Below are 19,670 nucleotides of genomic sequence, written 5' to 3' on the forward strand. Positions count from 1 at the left end.
ATTATAGAGATAAAAGGCTACAAGAGTAGCCTTTTATCATTTTAGAGCATCAAACTTAGCTAATTTGATGCTCTTCAAACCCAATGAGTAATTGTTTAATAAACTCTAGTCGAGAAACTCTTTCTGTTAAATCATGGAAAAATTTTAGTCTAACAGGGCCATCTAACCGATAAGTTTGTGGCTGGTTTTGTAATAAGCTTATTAAGAAACTTGGGTCGACTTTATTTTTATCACTAAACTCAATAAAGCCACCTTTTTCATGAGCTTCAATACGTTTAATACCAAGAGCTTGAGCTTGTAATCGAATAGCTGCGTTCGCTAATAGGAATTTACCTGCGTCAGGTAAACTACCAAAGCGGTCGATCAGTTCTGTACGCAATTCGTCGAGCTCCGGACGGTTTTTTGCACTGGCTATTCGTTTATAGAAAGACAAGCGAATATTCACGTCGTGAATATAGTCGTCTGGCAACAGAACAGGCATACGCAACTCAACTTCTGTTTGTTGGCTAGTTAAATCTTCTAATGAAGGCTCACGCCCCTCTTTAAGCGCATCGACAGCACTTTCTAATAGCTCCATGTACAGGGTAAAACCAATAGTGGTCATTTGCCCACTTTGGTCTTCACCAAGTAATTCACCCGCACCACGAATTTCTAAATCGTGAGTTGCTAAAGCAAAACCAGCTCCTAAGTCTTCCAATGATGAAATGGCTTCAAGGCGTTTATGTGCATCGGTGGTCATAGCTTTGGGATGCGGGGTGAGTAAGTAAGCGTATGCTTGATGGTGAGAGCGACCAACTCGTCCACGTAGTTGATGGAGTTGAGCTAATCCGAAATGATCCGCGCGTTCAATGATAATGGTATTCGCTGTTGGTATATCAATACCAGTTTCAATAATTGTGGTGCATATCAATACATTAAAACGTTGATGATGGAAATCTGTCATTACGCGTTCTAACTCGCGCTCGCGCATTTGGCCATGCCCAACAACAAAACGTGCTTCAGGGACTAACTCTTCAAGGCGGGTCTTTGCCTTTTCAATATTTTCAACATCATTGTAAAGGTAATAAACTTGGCCGCCACGTAAGGTTTCCCGTAAAATTGCCTCACGGACAACTAAGTCATCATATTGGCGCACAAAGGTTTTTACAGCCAAACGACGTGCTGGTGGTGTGGCGATAATAGATAAGTCACGCATACCACTCATGGCCATGTTAAGAGTACGAGGAATAGGTGTGGCGGTCAGCGTTAAGATATCAACGTCTGCACGCATAGCCTTTATTCGTTCTTTATGGCGGACACCAAAGCGGTGCTCTTCATCGACGACGAGCAAACCTAAATCTTTCCATACTAAGTCACTTTGTAGCAACTTATGGGTACCAATTAGAATATCAACTTTGCCTTCCGCGGTCTGGGTAATAATTTGTTGTTGCTCTTTCGCTGTTTTAAAGCGTGATAACATTTCTATGCGGACAGGCCAGTTAGCAAACCTATCTTTAAAATTATCATAGTGCTGTTGTGCAAGTAGTGTCGTGGGGACTAAAACGGCAACTTGTTTGTTATTATTAATCGCAAGGAATGCGGCTCGCATTGCCACTTCGGTTTTACCAAAGCCCACATCACCACACACGAGTCGGTCCATTGCTAATGGTTGGCACATATCACTGAGAACAGCATTGATGGCGACTTCTTGGTCAGGCGTCGTTTCGAATGGAAAGCCTTGACAAAATTCTTGGTATTGTTGTTTATCATGCTTGAATGCAAAGCCAGCCTTAGCGGCTCGTTGTGCATAAATATCAAGAAGTTCAGCAGCAACATCGCGTACTTTTTCTGCGGCTTTCTGGCGTGCACGACCCCAGCTATCACTACCTAATTTATGCAATGGGGCGTTTTCATCAGCGCCACCTGCATAACGGCTAATTAAATGGAGTGAAGAAACAGGAACATACAGTTTATCATCACCGGCATAGGTTAAAATTAAATATTCCGCTTTAATACCGCCCGCTTCTAAGGTAATTAAACCTTGGTAACGGCCTACACCATGCTCAATATGTACCACAGGTTGCCCAGGGCGTAATTCAGCTAAGTTGCGAATGAGGGTGTCAGTATTAATGGTGCGGCGGTTATCTGCCCGGCGACGAACAACACGCTCCCCAAGCAGGTCACTTTCGCAAATTAATGCCCTATGGATATCGGATTGAATAAAGCCGTGTTCAGCGGCACCAATGGTGATGGCAAATCTGCTGTCAGTAGGGCTAGTATAGCTTTGAATAATTTCAGGGCGAATTTTTAAACGGGCTAATAGCTCGGTAACGGTTTCACGTCGGCCTTCACTTTCCACAGAAAAGACGATGGTTCCATCAAATTGTTCAGTAAACTGACGCAATTTTTCAAGCGGCGTTTTGCTTTGCCCTTGTGTGCTGATATCCGGTAATGGCAGGTAATCTAAATTAGTATTTGCCGCTTTTTTGGGTAAAGATTCGAGGGATAACTGAATACGCGGCCATTTTTTTAATGATTGATTAAGTTGTTCAACAGTTAACCATAGCTCAGAAGGGGGGAGTAATGGGCGCATTGGGTCAACACCACGGTTTTCATACCGTTGTTGAGTATCAACCTGAAAGCGTTCAGCTGCTTCTTGTAAGCTCTGCGAAACAATTAAACTTGATGGCGGTAAATATTCAAATAAAGATGGCAGTGGCTGAGCAAAAAATAAAGGCTGCCAATATTCGATACCCGTCGGTAAGGTGTTTTTACTGACTTGTTGGTAAATATGCTCTGGATCACGGCGAACTTCAAAGCGCTCGCGCCATTGGCTACGGAAACGTTCAATAGCGTCTTTATCGGTCGGGAATTCATGAGCTGGGAGTAAATTGATTTGCTCTACTTCTTCGAGTGTTCTTTGTGAGTCAACGTCAAACGTTCGTAAGCTATCAATTTCATCATCGAAGAAATCAATACGAAACGGCAACGAGCTACCCATGGGAAATAAATCGAGTAAAGCGCCCCGTGTGGCATATTCACCATGCTCTAAGACTTGCTCTACATGGCGGTAGCCAGCGTTATCGAGCTCATTACGTAAGTTATCACGGGAAAGTTTGTCACCTTTTGCCATCACTAAGGCATGACTGGTTAAAAAGTCAGCAGGACAGACTTTTTGCATCAATGTATTGACGGGAAGAATTAATGCGCCTTTTTGCAAACTGGGCAAACGGTACAGTGTCGATAAACGATGAGAAATAATTTCCTGATGGGGGGAGAAATTGTCATATGGCAATGTTTCCCAGTCAGAAAGAGTCTCTATAGGGTGTTGTGTAAACTGTTGAATTTCATCTCTTAAACGTAATGCATTTTGCATATCACGTGTCACGATGATCACAGGCCCTTGGTGACGTTGTATTATTTCTCCACATTCAAGTGCACCAGCCGCCCCGATAAGGCAACCTAAATGGCGAACATCGCCACTACGACTAGGGAGTTCATAACGAAATTTTGACAACATAGAAATCTTCGGTATCTCACAGCGATTAGTAAGCAGTTAAACAAGAGTTAGCCCAAACATAGCCAATTTTTGTACGAAAAATAGTTAAGTTAATCAACAAATAGTTAAACTACAAAATTTATAACAAAACAATCAGTTTTAACTCGTAATTCGTCTGAAAGTCAGACAAAAAGGCACTTAAAGCAGAAAAAAAACCATCGGGTGGTTCCATTCATCAATCGTACCCTTTATTATCGCTGAACACTTCGCTTTGGCAACAGGGGCATCATAGATTTCATGCACCAATCTGTCTCATTATTTATAGGCCTACGCTATTTACGTGGGCGTGCTGCGGATAAATTTGGGCGTTTCGTATCCAGTTTATCTGCTATTGGTATCACACTAGGGGTTGCGGCATTGATAACCGTCACCTCAGTGATGAATGGGTTCGAGCGATCGTTACAAGATAGCATACTTGCTTATATGCCGCAGGCAATTTTAACCTCTGCCTCTGGAAATATAGACCCAGCAAAATATCCAATATCCGATCTACAACATTTAAAGGGTGTCAGCCAGATCGCACCTATTGTGCAATCTGATGTGGTATTACAAAGCCGAACCAATGTTGGCGTGGGCGTTATGGGGGGAATCGACCCCGAAGAATCTTCGTTGTTATTGGATAAACTGGTTGTCGGGCAACGCAATGACCTCAAAGAAGGCAGTTATAATGTTTTTCTCGGGAATAAACTTGCAGAAACGCTCGGGGTAAAACGTGGTGATGAGGTTCGCTTAATTATTCCAGGCGTGAGTCAGTTAACACCGATGGGGCGCATTCCAAGTCAGCGCCTATTTACTGTGGCTGGTATTTTCCAAACAAATGGGGAAGCGGATACGAGTGAACTGGTCGTGGCACAACAAGATGCCGCACGTATGCTTCGTTATCCCGCAGGCCACATTACTGGGTGGCGCTTATATTTAGATGAGCCTTTACAAGTTGACGTTCTAAGTCAGCAAGCGTTACCAGATGGCTTAGTATGGAAAGACTGGCGGGAGCGTAAAGGGGAGTTTTTCCAAGCCGTTCGCATGGAAAAAAATATGATGGGCTTATTGCTTAGCTTAATTATCGCAGTGGCGGCATTTAATATTATTACCTCGCTATCACTGTTAGTGATGGAAAAGCAAGGTGAAGTGGCTATTTTAAAAACCCTAGGCCTCAAACGTTGGCGTATTTTAATGATATTTATGATCCAAGGCGCTGGAGCGGGGGTGATTGGCTCACTCATTGGCACGATATTAGGCACGATACTTTCTAGTCAACTGAATGTCATTATGCCGCTGATCGGTTTATTACCCAAAGGCGTCTCTTTACCTATTGTGCTTGATTACTCTGGTATTTTAATTATTGCACTAAGTGCAATGCTGATTTCTCTGCTGGCAACGCTTTATCCTTCTTGGCGTGCAGCAGCGGTTCAACCTGCTGAGGCTTTACGTTATGAATAAACAACCACTTCTGGTCTGTGAAAAATTAAGCAAAACATATCAAGAAGGGACATTGTCGACGCAAGTGTTGAAAAATGTCAGTTTTTCCATGGGGCGTGGGGAAATGATGGCCATCGTGGGAAGTTCTGGTTCAGGTAAAAGTACCTTATTGCATTTATTGGGTGGCCTAGATACCCCTTCAGAAGGGAATGTTATCTTTCGTGGACAGCATATAAATCAATTAACCTCAGATGAGCGTGCTGCTATTCGTAATAAAGATCTCGGTTTTATTTATCAATTCCATCACCTTTTACCGGATTTTACTGCCCTTGAAAATGTGGCAATGCCTTTATTAATTGGGGGGATTGCGAAAGAAACTGCGTTTTCTAAAGCAACTGAAATGTTAGAGGCAGTTGGGTTAGCACATCGGGCAGGGCATCGGCCTTCTGAATTATCAGGGGGAGAGCGCCAGCGTGTTGCTATTGCAAGGGCGTTAGTGAATGAGCCAGCACTGGTTTTGGCAGATGAGCCGACAGGTAACCTTGATTTACGTAATGCAGATGCCATTTTTGAGTTGTTGGGTGAATTAAACCGAACACAGCGAACCGCATTTTTAGTCGTCACCCATGATATGACTCTGGCTCGGCGCTTATCCCGCCAATTGGAAATGCGAGATGGGCATTTGCAACAGGAAATTACCTTGGGGGCTCGGTAATGTCTAAATTGCCTCTTTCACTAGTCACGGCGCTGCGTTTCAGCCGTGGTCGACGCCGAACAGGGATGGTTTCGTTAGTCTCGATAGTTTCAACGTTGGGGATTGTTCTTGGGGTCGCGGTGCTAATTATCGGTTTAAGCGCAATGAATGGCTTTGAACGCGAATTAAATAACCGTGTGTTATCTGTTGTTCCCCATGGGCAAATTTTTGCTGTTAAGCCACCGTATAAAAATTTGGAGTTTGCTGAGCAAGTTATCCGTAAAACGCCCGGTGTAGAAGGTGTTAGCCCTTACATCAATTTTACGGGGTTACTTGAACGTGGTGCAAATTTAAAAGCAATTCAAGTCATGGGGGTTTCACGAGAAACTCAGCCACAAGTCAGTGCGTTACCTCAGTTCATTCTCAATGATGCTTGGCAACATTTTGATGCAGGCAAACAATCAATTATTTTAGGCCAAGGTGTGGCGGATGCATTGAATGTGAAGGTTGGGGACTGGGTCACAATCATGATCCCAAATACCGATGCTAGCTTGAAAATTCAACAGCCTAAGCGTATTCGTGTACAGGTGACGGGTATTTTTAAACTTAGTGGTTTGCTCGATCACCAGTTAGCGCTCGTTCCACTCGCAGATGCACAGGAATATCTCGACTATGGGGATGGTGTGACAGGGTTTGAAATCAAAGCAACAGACCCATTTATTGCCGATCAAGTCGTTTATGATGCAGGCTTGAAAACAATGCATCATGTCGTCGTAAAAAGTTGGATAGGCGATTATGGCTATATGTATAATGATATTCAAATGGTTAGAAGTATCATGTACTTAGCTATGATATTGGTGATTGGCGTTGCGTGTTTTAATATTGTTTCTACCCTTGTTATGGCAGTTAAAGATAAAAGTAGTGATATCGCTGTATTGCGCACCTTAGGGGCAAAAGATAGGCAAATTCGTGCTATTTTCTTATGGTATGGTTTGTTGGGCGGCCTTGTTGGTTCATTGATTGGCGTTGTGCTTGGGGTCGTCATATCATTAAATCTAACACCCATGATTAAGGTGGTAGAGGCTATTGTTGGCCATCCAATTTTATCGGGTGATGTTTATTTTATTGACTTTTTACCTTCTGAATTGCATGTCATGGATGTGGTTTATGTTTTAATTACAACCATTGTATTGAGCTTACTAGCTAGTTGGTATCCTGCTCGTAGGGCAAGCAAATTAGACCCTGCACGTATTCTTAGCGGGCAGTAGCTATTAGTAGGGTTATAGGGTTAGAGAGCCAATGGTTTTTAGGAGACGATACTAAAAACTTATTGGCTCTTCCTATGATTACTGCGCAGCTAAAAACATCTGCTTATAACTACGAGTTTCCACCATTTCTTCTGTAAACCCATATTGCTTAGCGGTCGCCATCAATTCTTGATATAGAGCTTCAAGTAAATCCTGCTCATCTGTCATAATGGCAAATTCAGCAAACCAGCCGATCCCACTAAGGTGGTCAATTGTAATGTGGATGTCATTCAGGAAATAAATGCTTCTTATTTTAGTTGTGGTTAAGTAGCAATGATATCCCAGTGTCGTTAACATGTTTTGTACATGGCGGCAGTCATCAATATTAATGGCTTTGCATTCAGAAGCTCCAGGCCCTTTAACTATCCATAATTTTATGCCTGATGGCACCATTTCACGTACACACATACTGACGCCATTGTCAGCTAGTGGTAGATGCGGGTTTTCATAGAAACAATCTGTTTCTGTATTATTTTCCGTAAAGGGTTCAGCCAAGTCGGCTTTTATTTTATGCAGAAAAGTATCCGGGTCCGGTAAATGAAATTTAATTTCAGCTTCATATTTACCGACAAAGTGTTGGCTCATGTAAAGTTCCTTGGTACTAACCTTCAGGATAATGATGGTAACACAAAGCGAAAATCGACGAGGGAGATAAAGATGAGGTTAGCGAATAAGTAAGTGCCTAGGTGTTTAAATTAGGCACTTTTAGCATACATTCTACTGGTTATTTTTTTGTCATTTTATCTAGATAACCCATAACGAATGCAGATAATACAAAGGTTAAATGGATAACGACATACCACATCAACTTGTCATTTGAGACACTTTTCAAGTCCATGAAGATTTTTAATAGGTGAATGGAGGAAATAGCAACAATGGAAGCTGCGACTTTATTTTTTAATGATGAAGCATCCATTTTACCTAGCCAGCCTAGTTTTTCACTGCTGTCAGGGATATCCATTTGGGAGACAAAGTTCTCATAACCAGAAAACATCACCATCACCAATAACCCACCGACTAATGCCATATCAATCAATGATAATAGCGTTAAAATTAAGTCAGCTTCAGGAATTGAAAGGATATTTGGCAAAATATGGTATAGCTCTTGAAAGAACTTAATGGTTAAAGCCAATAGTGTCAGTGAAAGCCCAAAATAAATAGGCGCTAAAATCCAACGTGAAGCATACATCGCTCTTTCAAAAAACTTTTCCATGAAACCCCTTTTAGTGGTGAATTAGCAACACAGTAAAATCTGCGAGGCGTATTTTAACTGCACGGGGAGTGAACGAGAAAGGTTTTTTTATTGTTTTACAGTTACGAACGTTTTATGGCGAATTTATGAAATATTAGTGTCATTTTTATGAATAAAAAGTGACAAAATCGATACCTTCGATATTTTTATTTGCATTCAGCGAGATGATGCGTTTTAGTATGTTAACATTTAGATAATGTCATCAGTTGTGGTAAGGAAATAGTTAGTATGCCAATAAAGTATATACTTGGAGCTTGATTATTTTAAAAATTCCAAACAATCAGCGTTTATAAGTTTGTGTCGTAATGACATGATAAAAACAATTAATATTTAACATGATATAAGTTTATTGGTTATATGGATGAAAGGAAGCTTTGATGTTGCGATTTCGTTATAGGTTGAAAAAAGCTCGTAAGAATAAATGTATACGCCGCCAGCGACTTCGTAACCGGTCTTTTTATATAGATAATAGATTGGGTAATATGAAAAATGTCAATATTGTCGTTTTAACAGGAGCAGGTATTTCAGCCGAATCTGGGATCCAAACATTCCGTTCTGCGGATGGTTTATGGGAAGAGCATCGCGTTGAAGATGTGGCAACGCCTGAAGGTTTCGAACGTAACCCTAAATTAGTACAACGTTTTTATAATGAGCGACGTCGGCAGTTACAGCAAGAAAATATTAAACCTAATGCTGCTCACTATGCACTTGCACAGCTTGAAGAAATTTTTGGTGACCGCTTTTTGTTAATTACACAAAATATAGACAATTTACATGAAAGAGCGGGAAGCCAGCGGGTTATCCATATGCATGGTGAACTATTAAAAGTTCGCTGTAATTGGTCAAATCAAGTATTGGAGTGGAAAGGGGATTTATCGGTCGATGACCGCTGTCATTGTTGCCAATTCCCTCAGCCACTGAGGCCCCATATTGTTTGGTTTGGTGAAATGCCAATTGGAATGGATTATATTTATCAATCCCTTGAATCTGCGACCATTTTTATCTCTATTGGAACCTCTGGCCATGTGTACCCTGCTGCAGGCTTTGTTCATGAAGCTAAATTACATGGGGCACATACGGTCGAACTGAATTTAGAGCCTAGCCAAGTGGAAAGTGAGTTCGATGAAAAACACTATGGTTTAGCCAGCAAAGTCGTTGTTGAATATATCAATAAGCTTATTACTGAGTTACAGGTTAAAAATACCGCGCAATAAGCTTTCAATACATAACATTATAAGGGGAAACGTATTGTTTCCTCTTATAGGTTAGACGTTTGTATCCATCATGGCTGGCATCGTAATCTCTTTGACGCAGGTTGCATTGCTCGTATTGGCGATAAAACGCACGGCATTGACAACGTCTTGTAATGGGATCAATTGCCCATGACTTTTTTCAATGACTTCGTCAACGGGGGTAGTGAGTGGATACTCAGTCGCTAAATAACCTAAATTTATAACCGATATTGCTATTTTATCTTCCCGTAATGTTTCTCTTAACGATTGAGCTATTCCCCTGATGGCATATTTGGTAGCAGAAAAGGTGACTTCCTTGCCATTATGATTATCTAAACCCCATGTGGAACCAATCAATATAATCTTGCTATTTTTCGCTAAACGCAAATTGGGTAACAGTGCTTTTAAGTTCAATAAACAGGCGCTGATATTAGTCTGAACCATATTCAGCAGCTCTATGTCATCAGTCGATTCAAATTGATACTCTTCACTAAAAGCGAGTTTCTCCCATATACCCACATTATAAATTAAGGTATGAATAGGTTGACTCTGAATAACAGACTTAATGGAATTCGCGCTATTAATGTCATTTAAATCAGCAGGGATCCACGTAAAATTAGTTTGCTCAAAAGGAGGTTTTGAGCGAGAAACACCGTAAATATGGTCTGTATTTTCAGGGAATCCTTCGACTAATGCCTTACCTAATCCTTTGCTAACACCATAAATTAAACATGTTTTTGACATGAATTTTCCTATAAACGAGTAAAATTTTGTTTTGTTTATTATTAGCTAGTAAATAAAATAATAAGGCTTCATATATAGCATACTATTTCAATTTAATGATTGATGATTAGTGTAGTGGATGAATGATATTTAACCAAATGGTGTGCTTTTAGGTAACAAATAAATAATAATCGAATAATTAATACAATTTGATTATTACCCTTATTTATTATAGGTATTGATTGCTGCCGTAATAGCCAACCTGTAAAAGATAGGCTAAAAAATAAATTTCATTAAAGATTTATCATAAAAAATAGTGAGCATTAACAGGAAAGCTGATTTGAGACAATAATTGAATCTGTGATCTTTCCCATAATATAGGCATTGATATTTTAGGGGGAAGGGTATGGACAAACTCTTAGAGCGGTTTTTTGAATATACCGCTTTCGATACACAATCAAAGCTAAACGCAAAAACAGTACCCAGCAGTGCAGGACAGTTAAAGTTCGCTCGTGCATTAGTTAATGAACTGAATGAGTTAGGTTTTGAAAAAATAACGCTAAGCGATCAAGGTTGCGTGATGGCTTATTTACCGTCAAACGTTGATTGGGATGTTCCTACTATTGGTTTTATTTCACATTTAGACACAGCGCCTGATTTTTCAGGTAAGAATGTGAGTCCACAAGTCCTCGAAAATTATCGAGGAGGGGATATTGCGTTAGGTATTGGTGATGAAGTGCTATCCCCTGTGATGTTTCCGGTACTCCATGAAATGATTGGTAAAACGCTGATCATGACAGATGGTAAAACTTTATTGGGTGCCGATGATAAAGCGGGTATTGCAGAAATAATCACAGCCCTCGTACGCTTAAGGGAAAAAAATATTCCTCATGGTAAAATCTGTCTTGCATTTACCCCTGATGAAGAGATAGGACGCGGGGCTCGCCATATCGATTTTAAACAATTTGATGCATTGTGGGCCTATACCGTCGATGGTGGTGGAGTTGGTGAATTAGAGTATGAAAATTTTAATGCGGCCAATGTTTCCATTAAAATTGTTGGCAATAACACTCATCCCGGTACAGCCAAAGGGGTGATGGTTAATGCATTAGGGCTAGCGAACCGTATTCATTCGATGTTACCTCCTGATGAAACACCTGAAAATACAGAAGGGTATGAAGGGTTTTATCATTTAACATCGTTAAAAGGTACAGTTGAAAAGGCCGAGTTGAATTATATTATTCGTGATTTTGACTTAGCAGGCTTTGAAGCTAGGAAGAAAAATATAATTCGAATTGCTGAAAAAGTTGGCGAAGGGCTGCACCCAAGCTGTTATATCGAACTGACACTTGATGATACCTATTATAACATGCATAAAGAGGTCATGAAGTACCCACATGTTATTGAATTAGCGAAACAAGCAATGCTTGATTGTGGTATTGAGCCAGTTATTCAACCTGTCCGTGGTGGTACCGACGGTGCACAGCTTTCACATCGCGGTTTACCATGTCCAAATATTTTCACAGGTGGTTATAATTTCCATAGTAAACATGAATTTATAACACAAGAAGGTATGGAGCAGGCTGTTAGTGTGATTATGCGTATTGCGGAGCTAACGGCCATTCACGCACGGCAATCGTGATATTTTATGAGAAGTAAGAGAGGTTGTTGACAAAGTGGGATAAAAGCGTGGTTTTTCCCACTTTGTGTTATCAGCCGAAAATCAATAAATTGATTTTCCTAATTTATTTTCAAAACCTATTCGACTTGTCGCCAAACATAATATGTTTGTCAGCACTCTTACTGTTGTTATTGAAATAATACAGAAATACCACTAAGTGCCAGTAAAACTCCCATGACTAAATTAAACCGCTTTAATGTCTTAGGTTGTTTTAGCCTTTCTCTTAATTTACTACCAAACATAGCCCAGATAGCAACACATGGCCAATTGATGGCTGCAAATATGACAGCGACTTGCAACATTGATAAATAAGGTGAAATTGTATTGGTATACATCGCCATTCCAGAGACTGCCATCATCCAGGCTTTAGGATTTATCCATTGAAATAATGCTGCTTCTAAGAAAGTTAGTGGTTTAATTTCTTGGTTATTTGTCTGTGCAATTGAATGGCTAATAGTGGTTTTCCATGCAAGCCAGAACAAATAAATAATTCCAAAATATTTTAATATCGAATAAACCATAGGGGATGATTGAATCAATGCGCCCACCCCTAGCCCTACTGCCACTAACATAATAAGAAAACCAATTGATACTCCAAATGAATGAGGTAATGTTTTTCTAAATCCAAAATTAATACCTGAAGCAAGTAACATAATATTATTTGGGCCTGGAGTTATGGATGTCACAAAGGAAAACAATGATAAAGCCAAAAGAGTTTCTATGTTCATGTTGTTATCATCTTTAAAAGGGACAATTAACGCTGTGCGTGACTGGCGACGGTGAAGTCAAAACAGTTTAAAATTGAATCAAATAATGTGCTTTATCTTTGCGTGCTTACGGGCAAGAAGGGGACATATTGCGAGTAGGTGCTAGCGGGATATAATATATATTAAAATAAATAATTTAGTTATTAATAATGATGTGTTAATTGTAGTCAGCGGTTTTCAATTGATGGTCAGGAGGGCGCTGCCATATCATACTAATAATATTATTTTTAATAAAAGACCCATAATGAATGGGCCTTTTTCACAAATATAAATTTAATATTATCAGTACCGATTAATCATCAAAATACCAATAACCATTATTAACGAGCGCAGTAAGCAGTGCGATGAAATTAACATCATCAATGGCATCAGCTAAATTTTCGCTATTAACGGCATCATAGCGGCATAAACTATCAGCGGCCTCATAACACTCAGTTTCCAAGCATTCACCATTAACAAAAAATTGGTCGCCAACGCGTAATGCTCTGAGACCATTTAATTTGTATAAGGTTTCTTGCTGAGTTTTTAGCAAATCATAGATTTCTTCTTGCTCATAAGGCGGTTCAGGTGGCGCAATGTCTAACTCGTGGCGTGATTGGGAGATAAACTCACCTAACCATTTGCGAAAGAGCTCAGGGTCATTAATGAGTGATTCCATCATCTCACGCAGCTTAATTTGTTCACCTTGCAAGATCTCCGCGGGGTTATCACGGAATGATAAATCAGGGTCACTATAGCGGTAGCTGCCTAAATCGTTAGAAATTAAGTGATCGGCAAAGCTACTGATTAATTCACGAGTATTTGGTGCACGAAAGCCAACCGAGTAATTTAATGAAGGTTCAATGGCGTAGCCTTCATGTGGGAACCCAGGTGGAATGTACAAAATATCGCCGGGTTCCATTTCTTCGTCGATGATGGCATCGAAAGGTTGTACTTGCAGTAAGTCAGGGTGCGGGCAATGTTGTTTCATTGGGATTTTTTCGCCCACGCGCCAACGACGGCGGCCTTCACCTTGAATAATAAATACATCGTATTGGTCGAGGTGAGGACCTACACCACCGCCGGGGACCGAGTAGGAGATCATTAAATCGTCCATTCGCCAGTCTGAAAGTACACGGAATGGTTTCATCAACGCAGAGCTTGGGTGATGCCAATGGTCAACAGCCTGAACTAAAATAGACCAATTTTCTTCACCGAGATGGTCATAGCTTTCAAATGGGCCATGGCCAACTTGCCAAATCCCTTCTTTATGGCTAACTAAACGGCTATCAACCTCATCTTCCATCGCCAAACCTGCAAGTTCGTCAGGCGAGATAGGGTCAATAAAATTTGCAAACCCATTTTTGATAAGCAGTGGGCGCTTCTGCCAGTGACTGTCGAGGAAACTTTGCCAGTCGAGATTTAGTTTGTAATCCATCTTATTGTCCCTTGGAGCTGCTAAATATAGCTAATCAGTTTATTGCAATATACCCGGTCTCAATTCTACAAAATGACCTATATGTGTAATGGTATGATGTTAAATAAACTTTATGAGAAACATATAGTAAAGGTTTATCTTGAGAGTAAACCAATCAGTTACCCTAAATTACTTTTCATAAAACACTTCACAAATAGTATACCGGAAATGGTTTGTAAAATAGGGGGTAAACGGACACATATCACAGATTAACTATCTTCAATCATAGATTGCTGCCTAAATGTGACGGATAAACGCGCTCCGCCAAGAGGGCTGTCACTAATTATGATTTCCCCGTCATATTGGTCGATAATATCCACTGCAATAGATAAGCCTAAACCTTGACCTGGGCGAAGGGTGTCTGCGCGTTGCCCTCGAACGAAGATCAAACTACGTTTGCTTTCAGGCACCCCTGGGCCGTCATCATCGACAACTAATGTTAAGCTATCAGCACCTACAACAGCACTAACTTCAACAAATTCAAGGCAATACTTACACGCATTTTCCATGATATTACCCATCACTTCCATAAAATCATTGGGTTGACCCAGCCATGTTGTTTCAGGAGAAACATTAACCGTTATAGAAACCCCTTTGTGCTGATAAACTTTATGTAGGGCACTTGCAAGGCTATCTAGTATTGATGGGACAGATGAAATTTCACGTAGCATCATGTTTTCATCACCTTGCGTTGATGCGCGGTGTAAATAATAACCCACCTGTTGAGAAATACGGCCAATTTGTTCAAGCATGATAGGCTCTGCTTGTTCAATGTTCATTTGTTTGCCTGAACGAAGTAGCCGCAATGTTGACTGTAAAACAGCTAAAGGTGTCTTTAAACTGTGTGTTAAATCAGAAAGTGTGGTGCGATATTTACTGTAGCGTTTTCGTTCATTCGTTAACAAAATATTAAGGTTGCGTACTAGGCCGCGAAGCTCATACGGTGGGTTCTCATCCAGAGTATCCCGTTCACCTTTTTCTAGGCTACTGAGTTGTGATACTAATGATTTAATTGGCCGTAGACTCCAATAAGCAGCTAGCCATAATAACGGGATGACTAAGATTAAATTAGCCAGCAAAACATAACCAAACCACTCCCAAACTAACCCGGTATTTTGTAAGTCTTGTGGTAGAGTATCTACAACGACTATGGTGAGTGGGGGCAGGTTTTCACTTGCTGCATATTGGTTGACGGACACGGAATGAGTCAGCGGTTCGTCATCGTTATCCATGTCATCTAACTTTGTATTGAATTCGGGGTTATCGTCTAGGAGTTGGCGGGTTTCACGAATATCCGTATCAATTTCATATAAGCCCTCTTTTTTTAGCCAATCATTACGGATCAGCCGTTCAACGCTAGGCACATCACGTTGGCGCCATAGCACAAGCCCTTGTTCATCATAAATAATAACCAAAGTTGGGTTATTCAAAGTAAAATTTGGTGGGACTCGGATGTCAATTTTATTATTTTGCCATTGGGCTAGGCTATAAATTAAGTTACTTTGGCTACGTAATAAGGTGTAAGTCGTTTTATCAAAACTAATTAAATACCCCAAAATCGCAACAATACCATAGGATAAAGTGAGCGCTAAGATTACCGCTGATGTTGCACAAAGAAAACGTGCTCGTAGCGAAAGGGGTTTGAACTTAAATTTACTTAGCCACATATTAGCCATTCACATCAAAACGATAGCCTTGACCGCGTACAGTAACAATTACATCATCATTATGGAATTGTTGAATTTTTTTGCGTAATCGGCCCATTAAAACATCGATAGTATGACTTTCTCTAAGTTCGGCATCTGGATAAAGCTGGCGCATTAACGAGTCTTTGCTAACCACTTTTCCATTATTGCGGAGCAGTGTTTCAATAATGGTGTATTCAAAAGCCGTTAATTTGACGGTTTCACCATTAACTGTAAATTCTTTACGTGAGAGGTCAATAACGAAATTACCTAATTCGAGAACTTGTGAAGCGAGACCGCTATTTCTGCGCATTAAAGCTTGCATACGGGCGACCAGCTCTTCTAGCTGGAAAGGTTTCGTCACGTAGTCATCTGCACCACTGTTTAGCGCTTGTACTTTTTCTTGCCAACTCTCCCGAGCTGTCAATACTAAAAGTGGAATATTGACGTGCTCGCCACGCCAGCGTTTTATCATGGAAAGCCCGTCTTCATCAGGTAAGCCCAAATCGACAACCGCGATATCTGGACAACTTTCGTGTAAAAAATAGTCAGCTTCTTTTGCGTCTTCAGCGGAGTCAACCTGATGACCCAGATCTTTAAGCTGTACGGTTAAATGGTGGCGAAGTAACGCATTGTCTTCGACAATAAGAATACGCATCGGAAACCCTCACATTGAAAAGAGATAGCTACAACTGATTCAAATAGTAGCACTAGTAACGCTATGGTAAAAAGAGTTCTGAATAACGACAAGAGATTAAGTAAATATAAATCAAACGAACCGGAAAAATAGTTTATTTTCACTAAGGCGCTGATATGAGGTGTTGATTGTGTAAATATGTGAAGAAATATAGTTGATAAAAAAATGAATATGACCTAGTTATATTTTTGTCTGCAAATAAAATTTAGAGTTCTTAATAATCAATACATTAATTCTTTTTAGGGACACGTTGAATATAACGTAAAGAGATGAATTGAACAATTAATGCGCAGATAATTGCTATGGTATAGGCAGCGAACAAATTAAATTTAGGTAACACGAGGCTTAAACTATAGAAGAAAACCGCAAAGCTGAATAGCCCCGCGACGAGTCCTCTCATAACTCGCTGAGCTGCTTGCGCGTTTATCATAATATATGAAAATACAGCTAATATTGACGCCATAAAAGGATATGAGGCTAAAACACCACTTGCTCCTGCACCAATAAATGGCGCAATTAAAGTCACCCCCACCACCAGCACGGCAATTAATAACATTCTCGCTGGTAAATCCCATCTGGGAGGAGATAGTTTTTTAAAATTCACGGGTACATTAGGTATAAAAATCATTGCTATCATCATAATTAGGATATCAATGATGAATAACATTGATTGAGAAAGCTGACTGACTTGTAAAATATAAGCGGTCACACTAAATGTGAGTGTCGCTATAATGAGAGCTTTGCAGCAGCCATATGCAACTAAAAAATAAAACACGACCGCAAAACAAGCCTGCGCAGCCGTTGCTGATAATGAGCCTAAAGTTGCTTGCGTGGCAAATTCTGTGCCATATTCGAGAGCAAGGAAAAAAGAGATAGGGCCAGAGGTCAACGGTAAGCCGACAATAAGGCCGCCAATTGATTCACCCCATCGGCGAGCAGCAAGGCTTGCTGTTAGTAATAAAAGTGGCGTGATAACGACTTTGAAAACGAATAGTTCCATTATCTATAGCCGCCTTAGTTTATAATACATATATAGGTAATAAATAGTTCGGATAGTGCAACTAACCAATTAATAATATAACGATATGTTAAAGTAAGAACTGATTTAGCGGTGTGATATTAGTATCACTAATACGAGAAAAAATCGAAAAAATTAAGTAAAAAGGGCGACTTAGAAGCCGCCCTTTTTGAAAATATTGAGACTATTTTAGTTCGTCAATGAAAGTGACAGCGTAACCGATGTAGTTAGCCGGCGTCATTTCTTTTAAACGCGCTTTTTCGTGTTCTGGCAAATCTAAACCATCAATAAATTGTTTCATCCCTTCAGCGTTAACGCGTTTGCCACGGGTCAATTCTTTGAGTTTTTCATATGGCTTTTCAATACCATAGCGGCGCATTACAGTTTGAATAGGCTCAGCTAATACTTCCCAGTTTTGGTCTAATTCATCCAGTAAATGCTGTTCATTAACTTCTAATTTGTTTAAGCCTTTCATGGTTGACTGATAAGCAATCAATGCATAACCTAGGCCGACACCGAGATTACGTAATACAGTCGAGTCCGTTAAGTCACGCTGCCAGCGAGAAACAGGGAGCTTGCTCGCTAAATGACCTAAGACGGCATTTGCTAACCCTAAGTTACCTTCAGAGTTTTCAAAATCAATCGGGTTCACTTTGTGTGGCATGGTAGAAGAGCCAATTTCACCAGCGATTGTTTTTTGTTTGAAGTGATTTAATGCGATGTAGCCCCAAATATCACGGTCGAAATCTAACACGATAGTGTTAAAACGAGCGACACAATCAAATAACTCAGCAATATAATCATGAGGTTCAATTTGCGTGGTGAATGGGTTCCATTGGATGCCTAAAGACGTAACGAAGGTTTCGCTAAATTCGTGCCAGTTAACTTCAGGGTAAGCGACCATGTGTGCATTATAGTTACCAACTGCGCCATTGATTTTACCTAAAATTTCAACTTGTTGCAGCTGACGGAATTGGCGTTCCAAACGATAAGCAACGTTGGCAAACTCTTTACCAATGGTGGAAGGCGTTGCAGGTTGGCCGTGAGTACGCGATAGCAACGGCAAATTGCGGTACTCATGAGCCATTGTTTTGATTTTATCAATAATTTGACGCCATTGTGGCAGTAATACTTCTTCGCGAGCAGTTTTCAGCATTAATGCGTGCGAAAGGTTATTAATATCTTCTGAAGTACAAGCGAAGTGGATAAATTCAGAAACTGCATGAAGAGCAGGGATGTTGGCTACTTTTTCTTTTAGGAAATATTCTACAGCTTTCACATCATGGTTGGTTGTGCGTTCAATTTCTTTGATACGCATTGCGTCTTTTTCACAGAAGTTCGCGACAATTTCATCTAAGTAAGCGATTGCGTCAGCGTCAAATGAAGGAACTTCTTTGATTTGAGCGGTTGCAGCCAGTTTTTGTAGCCAGCGAACTTCAACTTGTACGCGAAATTTCAGTAAACCAAACTCACTAAAAATAGTGCGTAACGCGCTGACTTTATCACCGTAACGGCCGTCAATCGGGGATACAGCGGTCAGTGAGGATAATTCCATTGGTAGCAACTCCAGATTTAAAGGTGAGACAAAATATCTTTCGCCTGATTAGCCAGACGATTGCGAGAGAACATGAGTTGGATACGACTTCCACCAACTTGTTGCCAAAGCACTGCGCAGCGAATACCTGCGAGCAAAGTGGCTCTAACTTTTGCTTGAACGAGTGTATTTTTGAGAATGTCTGGGGAACCAGTGACTTGAATTCGAGGCCCAGCAGGGCTGACCACGTCGACGTAAATACCCGCAAGTGCGTTAAACACACCTTCAGAGAGCGGTTCAAAATAGTCAGCTTGGCGCTCAAATTGCTCAATACGTTGACCAAGTTGGTTCATCGCTTCTTGATTTTTATTAAGACGGCGCTCAAGTACCATAATACTTAACATATAACGTGTCATTTCAGCGGATAAACCACTGTTACCGCCTGTTAACATGCCTAACATGGCATTGAGACCAGTCTTTAAATTTTCGGCATCATTACCAAATACATCCAAAGTTGATTTTGGATTCATATTGGTGAGGCAATTGACCATGGTTTCAGTGTCTTTCTCGAGACAAACACCTTCATGTGCGAGTTTTTGAACCATCGCGCTTGCTTGGCAGATACCCGCTAAAGCAAGCGTAATGTCGTAATAGTTTTTTGCCACAT

At 40.5% G+C, this 19,670-nt stretch carries 16 protein-coding genes; 5 read left to right on the top strand and 11 right to left on the bottom strand.

The features are described from left to right. Positions 1-55 precede the first annotated feature (55 nt). Positions 56-3,499: a transcription-repair coupling factor gene (gene mfd, locus PZ638_RS09070; RefSeq protein WP_206277628.1), complete on the bottom strand. Its 3,444-nt coding sequence runs from the start codon at positions 3,497-3,499 to the stop codon at positions 56-58. Positions 3,500-3,775: 276 nt separating this feature from the next. On the opposite strand from mfd, the gene lolC reads away from it, so the two are divergent. Genes lolC through lolE form a run of 3 tightly spaced genes read left to right on the top strand, consistent with a single transcriptional unit; the run spans position 3,776 to position 6,919 of the window. Further along, positions 3,776-4,978 (top strand): lipoprotein-releasing ABC transporter permease subunit LolC, encoded by a 1,203-nt coding sequence (gene lolC / locus PZ638_RS09075; RefSeq protein ID WP_004253308.1) that lies wholly within the window; start codon positions 3,776-3,778, stop codon positions 4,976-4,978. Continuing rightward, positions 4,971-5,672, top strand: a complete 702-nt coding sequence (gene lolD, locus PZ638_RS09080) for a lipoprotein-releasing ABC transporter ATP-binding protein LolD (RefSeq protein WP_096863868.1) — start codon at positions 4,971-4,973, stop codon at positions 5,670-5,672. The genes lolC and lolD overlap by 8 nt, the downstream gene beginning before the upstream one ends. Beyond that, entirely contained in the window at positions 5,672-6,919 is a 1,248-nt protein-coding gene (gene lolE / locus PZ638_RS09085; protein WP_004253316.1) for a lipoprotein-releasing ABC transporter permease subunit LolE, read from the top strand. The genes lolD and lolE overlap by 1 nt, the downstream gene beginning before the upstream one ends. Before the next feature lie 78 nt (positions 6,920-6,997). Here lolE and PZ638_RS09090 read toward each other — a convergent pair whose 3' ends face one another. Both PZ638_RS09090 and PZ638_RS09095 read right to left on the bottom strand, forming a co-directional pair. After that, positions 6,998-7,543, bottom strand: coding sequence for a class IV adenylate cyclase (locus tag PZ638_RS09090; RefSeq protein ID WP_140172518.1), 546 nt, complete (start codon positions 7,541-7,543; stop codon positions 6,998-7,000). Positions 7,544-7,682: 139 nt separating this feature from the next. Further along, the gene (locus tag PZ638_RS09095) at positions 7,683-8,171 is read right to left on the bottom strand and encodes a TIGR00645 family protein (protein ID WP_094960443.1); all 489 of its coding nucleotides are present in this window, start codon (positions 8,169-8,171) and stop codon (positions 7,683-7,685) included. 419 nt (positions 8,172-8,590) lie between these two features. Between PZ638_RS09095 and cobB the strand changes: the two genes are divergently transcribed. Further along, positions 8,591-9,424 carry a Sir2 family NAD+-dependent deacetylase gene (cobB, locus tag PZ638_RS09100; protein ID WP_036958103.1) on the top strand — a complete coding sequence of 278 codons (834 nt, stop codon included), beginning with the start codon at positions 8,591-8,593 and terminating at the stop codon, positions 9,422-9,424. Between the two features lie 51 nt (positions 9,425-9,475). Here cobB and PZ638_RS09105 read toward each other — a convergent pair whose 3' ends face one another. Continuing rightward, positions 9,476-10,186, bottom strand: coding sequence for an SDR family oxidoreductase (locus PZ638_RS09105; RefSeq protein WP_004253328.1), 711 nt, complete (start codon positions 10,184-10,186; stop codon positions 9,476-9,478). 385 nt (positions 10,187-10,571) lie between these two features. Here PZ638_RS09105 and pepT point away from each other — a divergent pair, with 385 nt between their 5' ends. Then, a complete protein-coding gene (gene pepT, locus PZ638_RS09110; RefSeq protein WP_144140193.1) occupies positions 10,572-11,807 on the top strand; it encodes a peptidase T in 1,236 nt (411 codons plus the stop codon). Between the two features lie 167 nt (positions 11,808-11,974). On the opposite strand, the gene PZ638_RS09115 is transcribed toward pepT, so the two are convergent. The 7 genes from PZ638_RS09115 to hflD form a co-directional block, all read right to left on the bottom strand. Then, positions 11,975-12,574, bottom strand: coding sequence for a LysE family translocator (locus PZ638_RS09115; protein WP_004253335.1), 600 nt, complete (start codon positions 12,572-12,574; stop codon positions 11,975-11,977). Between the two features lie 331 nt (positions 12,575-12,905). Continuing rightward, positions 12,906-14,030 (bottom strand): ribosomal protein uL16 3-hydroxylase, encoded by a 1,125-nt coding sequence (locus tag PZ638_RS09120; RefSeq protein WP_164455547.1) that lies wholly within the window; start codon positions 14,028-14,030, stop codon positions 12,906-12,908. Between the two features lie 248 nt (positions 14,031-14,278). After that, positions 14,279-15,736 carry a two-component system sensor histidine kinase PhoQ gene (gene phoQ, locus PZ638_RS09125; protein WP_172412197.1) on the bottom strand — a complete coding sequence of 486 codons (1,458 nt, stop codon included), beginning with the start codon at positions 15,734-15,736 and terminating at the stop codon, positions 14,279-14,281. 1 nt (position 15,737) lies between these two features. Then, the gene (gene phoP, locus PZ638_RS09130; protein ID WP_206277626.1) at positions 15,738-16,412 is read right to left on the bottom strand and encodes a two-component system response regulator PhoP; all 675 of its coding nucleotides are present in this window, start codon (positions 16,410-16,412) and stop codon (positions 15,738-15,740) included. Between the two features lie 268 nt (positions 16,413-16,680). Beyond that, entirely contained in the window at positions 16,681-17,451 is a 771-nt protein-coding gene (locus PZ638_RS09135; protein ID WP_004253353.1) for a hypothetical protein, read from the bottom strand. Between the two features lie 202 nt (positions 17,452-17,653). Then, positions 17,654-19,024, bottom strand: coding sequence for an adenylosuccinate lyase (purB, locus tag PZ638_RS09140; RefSeq protein WP_180312627.1), 1,371 nt, complete (start codon positions 19,022-19,024; stop codon positions 17,654-17,656). Between the two features lie 17 nt (positions 19,025-19,041). Continuing rightward, complete coding sequence (hflD, locus tag PZ638_RS09145) at positions 19,042-19,668, bottom strand: high frequency lysogenization protein HflD (RefSeq protein ID WP_004253359.1); 627 nt, start codon at positions 19,666-19,668, stop codon at positions 19,042-19,044. Positions 19,669-19,670: the final 2 nt, after the last annotated feature.

Source organism: Providencia hangzhouensis (assembly GCF_029193595.2).
GTDB lineage: Bacteria > Pseudomonadota > Gammaproteobacteria > Enterobacterales > Enterobacteriaceae > Providencia > Providencia hangzhouensis.